The following is an 8,223-nucleotide window of genomic DNA, read 5'->3' on the forward strand; positions in this document are numbered from 1 at the left end:
GATTGGAGATAATAAATGGAAACAATTGAACAAAAAAAGTCCGGTTATGGGTTATTTATGACGGCAGTGGTCACAGGTGCATTTCTGATGACACTTGCTTCAAGTACTATTAATATTGCCCTGCCATATTTAATGGAGCATTACAATACCAGCCTGGATACTGTAAAATGGGCAATGACTGGTTTTATGCTTGCGACGGGAATTATGGCTCCCATAACCTGTTATTTTGGAGAAAAATTCAGTTATAAGAGAACATATTTGATTTCCATTATCGGATTTACCATATGCTCATTATTATGCGCATTATCATGGAATGTACAGACTTTAATTGCATTTAGAATATTACAGGGGGCCTTTAACGGATTTGCAGTGCCTTCCACAATGTCGATTATTTACCAGATCATACCCAGAAAAAAGCAGGCCATGTCCATCAGCCTCTGGAGCCTCTCAGCCATGCTTGCTCCGGCATTCGGCCCTACCATAAGCGGCTGGCTTATTCAAAACTTCAGCTGGCAGGCAATATTCATAATGAACGTACCTATCGGGATTATAGCTGCATTATTGGTGATCAAAGCTGTTCCGTACTATAAGTTAAACCCTCCTGTCAGCTTTGATCTGGTTGGTTTCTCAACCTGCCTGACGGCAAGTGTTTTGCTATTGACAGCTTTTAGTGAAGCAGCCCAATGGGGATGGACTTCGTATAAAACCATATTATTTCTGTCAGCCGGCATAATAATTCTCGTATTATTCATAATACGGGAAATAACCGCAAAAAATCCGATTTTAAATCTGGAAATATTTAAATTTAAAGGCTTTACCATAAGTGTAATTATAAGAAGTATCATAACCATGGGCCTTTATGCAGGTTCTCTTTTAACGCCGTTATTTTTGCAGAACGCTCAACATTTATCAGCTCTGGATGCCGGATTAATCATGCTTCCTTCATCGCTGGCCATGGCGTTATGCATGTTGATTGTGGGCAAGTTATACAACCGGGTCGATCCCAGAATATTTGTCATCGGCGGAATTATTTCAATGGCTGTGGGATCCTATCTGTTATCTCATTTATCTCTGGGAAGCAGTCATATATATGTAGTTTTATGCATGACCCTCAGAAATATAGGTATAGCATTTGCCACATCTCCGGTGACCAATCTGGGAATGTCCTCACTGGATAAAAAACTTGTTGGCAACGGTTCGTCAGTTAACAACTGGGCAGCGCAAAGTATTGGCTGCCTGTCGATAGGTATATTTACATCCTTGCTGACCTTTCAGACAAAGCAGCATGCTGCAGACCTTGTAACAAAGGAAGCCGCATTAAAATTGAGCAAGTCCTTGCTTGAGGACAAGGCTTTTGTAATGGGTATAAATGATATTTATTTCATATCTGTCATAATAGTTCTGCTGGCAATTCCTTTATGCTTTATATTGAAAAAGGGGAATTCTGATGAAGATAAGCAGCCGGTATTAGAAAATCGCAATATCCCAAGTGTAAAATGTCAGGAATCTTGATATTTACTTTTAAATTAACTGCTGTTACTGTCCTGAAGTTGATTTTTCCTGACAGCGGAAATTATAATTAACAGTATTGGGATTAAGAACTGGAAAATTATGGCGTACCATGGCCAGCCGTAGGCTGCTATGCTTATATGATCAGAATGATTTTTTACAATGAATAAGGATTGTTCAATTGTCAAAAAGCCGAGAGGTATCAATAACACCTTGTAGTTATTCAAACCAAAAAATCTGGCGATGCAGAGTGCGGAGACATAAAGAGATAAGCTTATTTCGATGATATTAATCGATATAAACAAACTGTAAAATAATATCTCAGCCCTGTCTAAAAAGTCAGCCGCCTCAATATAGGAAAAAGTTGTATAACCAGGATAAGTGAGTTGCGGAACAATCGGTCCCAATACAAGTACATATAAAACATCCGACAGGAGAATCAATATACCTGCCGTCAGAACAGCAACCAGAGCAGGTTTCTTTGCCTGTCCTTTTTTGTTCAGACTGGGGAAGATCATAACAAATATAACGCTGAGAGACATAGGTAATGTAGTGATCTGAAAGGAGGAATAGAGTACTTTTCTCCAATCAATATTTGCTATAGGAAGAAAATTTTTTACGTTAAAATCTCTGCCAAGCAGTATAAAAGCGATTCCCAAATAAATTATAAGTATGGGGACGAAAATTATCGACAGCCTGCTTATGGTTTCTATGCCGCCATATGTTATCCATACCACAAAAATCATAGCGGATATGGCAATTATAATAACCGGCGTATTGGGGAGAGCCACAATAGAAGTCATCTGCCAATTGTTTTTCAGATTGTAGGAGCTGAGTTCAAAGCTAAACCACGCATAAAGAAATCCGATAATTTTACCGAACCATTTTCCTAAAGACATTTCAGCTATCTCGACAATTGATTTCCCGGAATGGGAATCCGACAGGTAAGTATATACCCAGGCCACACCAAGGCTTAAAAGTATAGCGATTAAAATCGAAAGCCAGGATTGATTTCCTGCCTGTCCTCCAATAGGGGCGGTCATTGCATCGGCAGTAATGTAAATAAACATGGCTGCCCATATTTCTGTGCTTGAAACATGCTCCTTTTGTTTTCCAATCATAAGACTCCTCCTCAATCAAGTTTAACCATATAAATTAAATTTATCCTTTTGAAAAATAACTTATGAAATATATATTGAGGAATCTTTTTGCAGCCGGAATAAGATTATATGAGGTAGAGATAATATATATAATTGAAAAGAAGGTGATGCGGTGAAAAAACCTGTGAAGGTTGAAGATATCATTAGAAGAAAAAAACAGAAACAATATGACAGGCTTCAGGAAGAAGATACTGCTATGCTGCAGAAATTTGAGCTTACCAATATCTTGTCTGAGAATGAAGCTTTTTTAAGAGAGGTTTTCAAGGGCTGCACCGATATTGTTATCCGTCCGTTCACCATTTTAAAATTTAAAAAGGCTCTTGCAGTCTATGTGGAAGGTATAACAGATACCAAGCTTCTGGATGAAGAAGTCCTGAGGCAGCTGATGGATCCTCAGAATCCTGTGGATTCTCCTGCTGATATCAGTATAGTTGATTTCGTTGAGGAGCAGATACTATCAGTTGGAAAAATAAAAAGCATTTCCACAATGGATGAAGCGGTTAAGAGTATATTGGAAGGTAGTACCGCCCTGCTGGTTGACGGTGAAGTGAATGTCCTGTCGCTGGGGATCAGCGGGGGCGAAAGACGAAGCATAAGCGAACCTGTTACCGAAGTTGTTATCAGAGGTCCCCGTGAGGGCTTTACAGAAGATATAAATACTAACATCAGCCTTCTCCGGAGGAGACTAAGAACGCCTAAACTGAAAATGGAATCCTTCCTCATTGGGGAAATATCCCGGACTAAAGTGACAATAGCGTATTTACAGGGAATTGCGGTAGATAAGGTTATACAGGAAGTCAGAAACAGGGTTGAAAGTATCAAGATCGACAGCGTTATGGAATCCAGCTATATTGAAGAATTGATTGAAGATGCACCTTTCAGCCCTTTCCCAACAGTTCAAAATACAGAACGGCCCGATGTTATTGCTGCTAATCTGCTTGAGGGAAAGATTGCCATATTCTGTGATAATACTCCTTTTGCATTGTCGGTTCCTGTGGTTTTCTGGGGACAGATACATTCAAATGAGGATTATTATGAAAGATTTACCATGAGCACATTCCTCAGGGGAATCCGGCTGATATTCACGTTTATAGCATTAATAGCACCATCCATCTATGTGGCAGTTACCACCTTCCACCAGCAAATGATTCCTTCAAAGCTGCTGATGAGCATAATTGACAACAGGGAACCCACACCGTTTCCTGCAGTTATTGAAGCCCTGATAATGGAAATTACCTTTGAAGCATTGCGGGAAGCGGGGATTAGACTGCCAAAGCCGGTCGGACAGGCCGTCAGCATAGTGGGAGCTCTGGTCATAGGGCAGGCGGCGGTGGAAGCAGGACTTATATCGGCGCCAATGGTAATAGTTGTGTCAATCACCGGTATTGCATCATTTACCATACCCCGTTACAATTTTTCATATGCCATACGAGTACTTAGATTCCCTTTGATTTTTTTAGCAGGATCCTTTGGGTTGTACGGGGTTACACTTGGAGTCATAGGGATTCTCACTCATCTTGTGAATCTTCGCTCCTTTGGTATTCCGTATTTTTCACCGGTTGCACCCCTTAATATTAAAGGTCTGAAAGATGTTTTGGTAAGGGCGCCCATATGGAGTATGAATTTAAGACCTAATTTGACAACAGATGAGAATGATGTCCGGATACCTCATGGACAGAAACCCAAACCCGGAAGTAAAAAATAATTCCATATCAAGCGGGTGAATATTGATGCTTAAAATAAATAAAAAGTATGTCAAACTACTGGTTACCGGAAATATTGCATTGTGCCTAATTCTCCTGACAGGCTGCTGGGACAGGACAGAAATAAATGATCTGGGCCTGATAACAGCAAGCTCATATGATATGGCACCCGGGGGAAAACTGCAATATTCAGTGCAGATACTTCTTCCGTCGGGAGGAAACAAGAGCGGCGGACAGGGAGGAGCGGGCGGTCAGGGGAAGAAAAGCTACGTTGTGGAAACCGCAATTGGCATAGATCCCGGTGATGCCGAAAAAAACATACAGAAGAAATTTCCGCGAAGGCTGTTCAGAGGACACAGGAGAGTAATAATTTTTGGTGAGGAACTGGCCAGAAACGGTCTGGAAATAATGTTGGATTCCATTGGCCGTGATCCTCAAAACAGGCTGCGGACCAATGTTATTGTTGCCAAAGGCGGAAAAGGTATTGATTTGCTGAAGTCGGACTATCCCATAGAAAGGATACCAACGGAGGCAATGAGGGAAATGATAGTGTTGGGAGTCGGCATTGATGCAAATATACACGATTTGCTGATTGCTTCATCCAGTAAAGGTGTTCAGGGGATAGCCATAGCCTTTGAAAAAGGAGAGGGTGAGGAAGGCTTTAAAACCGCAGGACTTGCTTTATTTAAAGATTTAAAGCTTGCAGGCTACATTGACTCGGAAAAAACGGAGGGGTTTCTATGGACCAGGGGCAAGCAGAAAAAAGGAATAATTGCGGCAGAAGTACCCGGGTATGACGGAGTTGTAAGAGTGAACATAAAGAGCCAGGAGGCCAGGATAGTACCTGAAATGAAGGAAAACAAACCGGTTATCAGTATTAGAATATTAGGAAGCGGTTCCATATACGGCAATAACACCAAACTAGATCTGTCAGTGCCGGATAATATAAAAATAGTTCAAAAAACCATAAATGAAAGAATCAGAAAACAGGTTGAAAACTGCATTGTATCAGCGCAAAAGGAGATAGGCTGCGATATTTTTGGTTTCGGCCTGGCCTTCAGCCAGTTCAAGCCTTCTCAATGGAAAAAACTGGAGAGATATTGGGATTATATTTTCCCGGAATTGGATGTATATCTTTCAGTTGATTTTAGGATCAAAACATCAGGAATGTCTGGTCCGCCACTTTATTTAAAGGAAGATGAGATAAAGAAAAAATGATTGCTGAAATTTTTGTATTAATCATAATTATGGGAACTATTTCTTTTTTTCAAATCAGGCGAATATACAAAGATGACGGTTTGAAGGCCGTAATGGTTTACTCGCTGTTCATGGGGCTTGCAACATTGGTAGGCGCTTTACTGTTGGCAGGCCTTCAACTCCAGGGACAGTCTGTTGTGGACAGGCTTTTTGAGCCCATTGGCAAGGCCGTTGGCGGGAGCTAGCTGTTTACAGCTGATTTAATATTTCAAAAATACTGCAGCAGTGCTATTTTCTTTCAGTGTATTTAAATTAAATGTGCATATAATATAGATGTCCGAAAGGATAATTATATTTCAGAAGGAGCGATGCTTTATGGGAGAAAATAATAACAGCAACAGAACTTTGGTACCTGAAGCAGCTGACAAGCTTGACAAACTGAAATATGAAACTGCTGCCGAAGAAGGTATCAATCTTAAAGAAGGTTATAATGGCGATATCACTGCCAGAGATGCCGGAAAAATCGGCGGTAATATGGTTAGGAAGATGATTGAATACGCGGAAAAGAATATGAAGAAGTAAACCAAAAAAGGCCTGAAAGGGCCTTTTTTGGTTATACGGTTGAGGATTTACTTTCATACTTATTTATAAAGGTATGTAGAACTCCAAGATCTCAGGGTTTATAGGGATCTGGATCAAAAGCTAACAGAACCTGAGTTAAGTGCTCGGTATGTTCTTTTTCGTCATTGATTATTTTTTGCAGGGCAACCCGTATATCTTTTTGTTGAATTTCTGCAATTTCATCCTCGTACAGGATAACGGCCTCCAACTCTCCCTTTATATCATCTCTGACATTATTCAAAATCACCCGCTTGTCATATGTAATCCGGGCAGGCTGTACCTGGGAAGAGGATCTTCGGTTATTAGAATGTGCACTATGTGAATTTTGCACAGGCTGTGGAACCTGCACCGGTTCAGGGCTTATATTGATTTCATGCGGTGTTGTAAAATATTTATATTCAACGGGGTCATACTTCCTCAGTAAGTTAAGAACAATAATATAGTGACTCTTTTCCTCCAGCATAATATGGTACCAGGCTTCATTTATGGCAGCAATATCCGAATTTAGTATATGGGTTTGGTAGCCGTTTATGGCAACAATTTCAGCTATCATTACCTGTCTAAGCAGATTTGTTACTTTTCTGGGCACTCCCTGAGGCTGACCATGGGGATGGGTATAGCTCATATTGTTCTCCTCGCTTTATAATTGAAAGATGTTTTTACTTATTTATATTATGTTTGAAATGCTTAATTAGTGAGGAAATTTCAATTAGCACAACACGTTAAATTAGTAATTTGTATTGACATTTACGCGGCGTAAAGGTGTATATTGAGTTTAAACAGTTAATAAACGCATTATCAACGGCCGTTGCTTGTGAACATATTTAACTGATTGCCGGGAGGAGGTGAAGGCATGGAAGGGCAGCCGGTATAACCGGTTCCGTACAGCGCCGATATATGGAATATACAGTGCAAAAACTGGCGGCTTTAGCCGGTGTCAGCACCAGAACACTTAGATACTATGATGAAATTGGTATTCTCAAACCCGCACGGATAAATTCCTCAGGGTATAGGATATACGGCAGGGCAGAGGTTGACAGGCTTCAGCAAATTCTTTTCTACAGAGAGCTTGAGGTGAGCCTGGAAAATATTAAGGAAATCCTTTCAACGCCGGGCTTTAACAGCACGGAGGCATTAAGGGATCAACATTCCAAACTCCTGGCAAAGAGAGAACAGATTAATTTATTGCTTGCCAATATTGAGAAGACTCTGGCAGCAGCAGAAGGGAGTATTAAAATGACGGATAAGGAAAAATTTGAGGGCTTCAAACAGAAGCTTATAAATGAAAACGAAGAAAAATACGGCAGGGAAATAAGAGAGAAATACGGTGATAAGGCGGTTGATGATTCAAACAGCAGAATGATGGGGTTAACCCGGGAAGAATATGAAAGGTTTGAAAAACTCGGGCAGGAGTTAAACGAAACCTTGAGAGCCGCCATGGAGACAAGCGTTCCGGCAGGTGAACTGGGCCAAAAAGCCGCAGAACTTCACCGTCAGTGGCTTTCATTCACATGGGGAAGCTACAGCCGGGAAGCCCATGCCGGTGTTGCCCGGATGTATGTGGAGGATGAACGCTTCAAGTCATACTATGACAGGATAGGGCCGGGTGCTGCAGAATTTCTCAGGGATGCAGTTTTGGTATATACGGGAATGGATAAATAATTTTTAAGGCCAACCTTCGGAGGTTGGCCTTTTTGTGCGACAGGCAGTCGCATAGGGGAAATCGTAGGCTTCCCCGTTCCATGTGTTAAAGACATCGAGAACGATGTTGAGACAAGAACGACTCTAGAGTCTGGAAGCATGGAAATTCTCGAAGGTGCAAGTCCTTCCCCGGTAGTGCTGGTACAAACCGGGAAGTCTAATCCAGGGCAGTATTGTGAAATACTGTCTGAAGGGGATGTGGAAACCGAAAGGCCCATAGACGGATTAATAGGCCGAAATTACACAAGTAAAGCACATTAGCGGCGGGGTAAGTCGATGACCGTGCGGAAAATCGGGAAATCTAAACTCTTCACTCAAATGAACCAGCCGGG

The 8,223-nt window shown here is 41.2% G+C and carries 9 protein-coding genes; 7 read left to right on the forward strand and 2 right to left on the reverse strand.

Features of this window, described 5'->3' with window-relative positions; translation table 11 throughout:
• Positions 1 to 15 precede the first annotated feature (15 nt).
• Positions 16 to 1,512 carry an MDR family MFS transporter gene (locus T344_RS0105545; RefSeq protein WP_027627877.1) on the forward strand — a complete coding sequence of 499 codons (1,497 nt, stop codon included), beginning with the start codon at positions 16 to 18 and terminating at the stop codon, positions 1,510 to 1,512.
• 14 nt (positions 1,513 to 1,526) lie between these two features.
• Here T344_RS0105545 and T344_RS0105550 read toward each other — a convergent pair whose 3' ends face one another.
• A complete protein-coding gene (locus T344_RS0105550) occupies positions 1,527 to 2,630 on the reverse strand; it encodes a GerAB/ArcD/ProY family transporter (RefSeq protein ID WP_027627878.1) in 1,104 nt (367 codons plus the stop codon).
• Between the two features lie 151 nt (positions 2,631 to 2,781).
• Here T344_RS0105550 and T344_RS0105560 point away from each other — a divergent pair, with 151 nt between their 5' ends.
• From T344_RS0105560 to T344_RS0105575, 4 genes are all read left to right on the forward strand, one after another.
• Positions 2,782 to 4,374, forward strand: coding sequence for a spore germination protein (locus T344_RS0105560; protein ID WP_027627879.1), 1,593 nt, complete (start codon positions 2,782 to 2,784; stop codon positions 4,372 to 4,374).
• A gap of 25 nt (positions 4,375 to 4,399) precedes the next feature.
• Positions 4,400 to 5,590 carry a Ger(x)C family spore germination protein gene (locus T344_RS0105565; RefSeq protein WP_027627880.1) on the forward strand — a complete coding sequence of 397 codons (1,191 nt, stop codon included), beginning with the start codon at positions 4,400 to 4,402 and terminating at the stop codon, positions 5,588 to 5,590.
• The gene (locus tag T344_RS0105570) at positions 5,587 to 5,814 is read left to right on the forward strand and encodes a hypothetical protein (RefSeq protein ID WP_027627881.1); all 228 of its coding nucleotides are present in this window, start codon (positions 5,587 to 5,589) and stop codon (positions 5,812 to 5,814) included. The genes T344_RS0105565 and T344_RS0105570 overlap by 4 nt, the downstream gene beginning before the upstream one ends.
• Before the next feature lie 130 nt (positions 5,815 to 5,944).
• Entirely contained in the window at positions 5,945 to 6,151 is a 207-nt protein-coding gene (locus T344_RS0105575; RefSeq protein ID WP_004624091.1) for an alpha/beta-type small acid-soluble spore protein, read from the forward strand.
• Between the two features lie 91 nt (positions 6,152 to 6,242).
• Here T344_RS0105575 and T344_RS0105580 read toward each other — a convergent pair whose 3' ends face one another.
• Positions 6,243 to 6,815: a rubrerythrin gene (locus T344_RS0105580; RefSeq protein WP_027627882.1), complete on the reverse strand. Its 573-nt coding sequence runs from the start codon at positions 6,813 to 6,815 to the stop codon at positions 6,243 to 6,245.
• Between the two features lie 272 nt (positions 6,816 to 7,087).
• Between T344_RS0105580 and T344_RS0105585 the strand changes: the two genes are divergently transcribed.
• Positions 7,088 to 7,852 carry a MerR family transcriptional regulator gene (locus T344_RS0105585; protein WP_027627883.1) on the forward strand — a complete coding sequence of 255 codons (765 nt, stop codon included), beginning with the start codon at positions 7,088 to 7,090 and terminating at the stop codon, positions 7,850 to 7,852.
• Positions 7,853 to 7,990: 138 nt separating this feature from the next.
• Entirely contained in the window at positions 7,991 to 8,152 is a 162-nt protein-coding gene (locus T344_RS31220; RefSeq protein ID WP_169738693.1) for a hypothetical protein, read from the forward strand.
• The last annotated feature ends 71 nt before the right edge of the window (positions 8,153 to 8,223 follow it).

Source organism: Ruminiclostridium cellobioparum DSM 1351 = ATCC 15832 (assembly GCF_000621505.1).
Classification (GTDB): domain Bacteria; phylum Bacillota; class Clostridia; order Acetivibrionales; family DSM-1351; genus Ruminiclostridium; species Ruminiclostridium cellobioparum.

Bases quoted from the DNA above. Each gene is read 5' to 3' on its own strand.
- T344_RS0105585 (WP_027627883.1), top strand. From the start codon at position 7,088: ATGGAATATACAGTGCAAAAACTGGCGGCTTTAGCCGGTGTCAGCACC.
- T344_RS0105545 (WP_027627877.1), top strand. From the start codon at position 16: ATGGAAACAATTGAACAAAAAAAGTCCGGTTATGGGTTATTTATGACG.
- T344_RS0105550 (WP_027627878.1), bottom strand. From the start codon at position 2,630: ATGATTGGAAAACAAAAGGAGCATGTTTCAAGCACAGAAATATGGGCA.
- T344_RS0105575 (WP_004624091.1), top strand. From the start codon at position 5,945: ATGGGAGAAAATAATAACAGCAACAGAACTTTGGTACCTGAAGCAGCT.
- T344_RS0105570 (WP_027627881.1), top strand. From the start codon at position 5,587: ATGATTGCTGAAATTTTTGTATTAATCATAATTATGGGAACTATTTCT.
- T344_RS0105580 (WP_027627882.1), bottom strand. From the start codon at position 6,815: ATGAGCTATACCCATCCCCATGGTCAGCCTCAGGGAGTGCCCAGAAAA.
- T344_RS0105565 (WP_027627880.1), top strand. From the start codon at position 4,400: ATGCTTAAAATAAATAAAAAGTATGTCAAACTACTGGTTACCGGAAAT.
- T344_RS31220 (WP_169738693.1), top strand. From the start codon at position 7,991: ATGGAAATTCTCGAAGGTGCAAGTCCTTCCCCGGTAGTGCTGGTACAA.